Here is a 1,494-nt window from a genome sequence, read left to right as displayed (position 1 = left end):
AGAAAGCTACATTTTATTCTTCGTTAAAGGCAAGAAGGATAAAACCTCTCTGGAGTCAGAGACCTTGGCACGTTATACATTGATATGATGCGGCAACTCGGGAGACCCTTCCGGTCTTTTCTATTTTATTGAAGAGTATGGTGTACAAGCGATAACAAGTAAGGAAACCAAATGCCGTGTAGGGAGTCGGATAGCAGCGTAGTACCAATGAAATTGGGTAATGCCGATGGAGGGAAGGCTAGCTACCAGTTATCACCCTTACTAGGGAAACATTTACTACACACAGAGGTAGGTATTATAAATGGAAACAAAACTACTAAGGATAGCAGAATTAGCAAAATCTGAGCCTGAAATGAAATTTACATCTCTTGCGCATTTATTAAATGAGCAATCGCTAACACAATGTCATCATGAACTACCTAATAAAAAGGCTACTGGTGTTAACGGAACGACTAAAGAACAATACAGCGAAAACTTGGAAGAAAATATAAAGGATTTAGTAAGTAGGCTTAAAAGCAAAAGTTATCGCCCTGTTCCAGTAAGAAGGATGTATATCCCAAAACTCAATTCAACCAAGAAAAGGCCTTTGGGGATACCGGAACATGAGGATAAAATTGTACAAAAAAGCATTACAAAAATACTAAATACTATCTATGAAAATGACTTCCTAGCTTGTTCATTTGGTTTCCGTCCGAATAGAAACTGCCATGATGCGCTGAAAATACTGAACCATTATATTGAAAAGAAATCAGTAAGCTATGTAGTGGATGTAGATATCAAAGGTTTCTTTGACAACGTTGACCACAAGTGGATGATGGAGTTCCTGGACCTCCGAGTCACCGACCCTAACCTACTGAGAATAATCAGCAGGTTTCTTAAAGGTGGATACATGGAGGAAGGTAAAAAGTACAAAACAGATAACGGTACACCGCAAGGTGGAGTAATATCTCCGATATTAGCGAATGTATATCTCCATTACGTTCTCGACTTATGGTTTGAGAAAGTGGTTAGGAAACAATGTAAAGGGCAGGCCTACATAGTAAGATATGCAGATGACTTTGTTTGTTGTTTTCAACATAAAAGTGAAGCTCAGCAATTTTTCCATTCAGTAAAGCTTAGATTGAAGAAGTTTAACTTGGAGATAGCCGAGGATAAAACGAAAATTATACCCTTTGGAAGGTTTGCAGAAAATAATGCAAAGCGAGATGGGAGCAATAAACCGGATACCTTTGATTTCCTAGGGTTTACTCATTATTGCGGGAAAAGCAAACAAGGGAAATTTCGAGTGAAACGGAAATCTAGTAATAAGAAAGTCCAAGGTAAACTAAAAGAATCCAAAGAATGGTTGAAGATTAATAGAAATAAAGATATTCATACGATCATGGATAGATTTAAACGCTCACTCATAGGTTATTACAACTATTATTGTATGACCGATAACATACAAATGGTTAACAACTTCAAAGAGAGACTCGAATACTTACTATTTAAATG

At 37.1% G+C, this 1,494-nt stretch carries 1 protein-coding gene; it reads left to right on the top strand.

What is annotated here, in order from left to right; translation table 11 throughout:
• Positions 1-301: 301 nt before the first annotated feature.
• Positions 302-1,494: group II intron reverse transcriptase/maturase (gene ltrA / locus N9I19_RS24715; protein ID WP_317779328.1), on the top strand; the 1,193-nt coding region annotated here is incomplete at its 3' end.

This window comes from Peribacillus sp. CSMR9, assembly GCF_033141925.1.
GTDB lineage: Bacteria > Bacillota > Bacilli > Bacillales > DSM-1321 > Peribacillus > Peribacillus simplex_A.
This window is presented reverse-complemented; position numbering and strand designations above follow the sequence as displayed.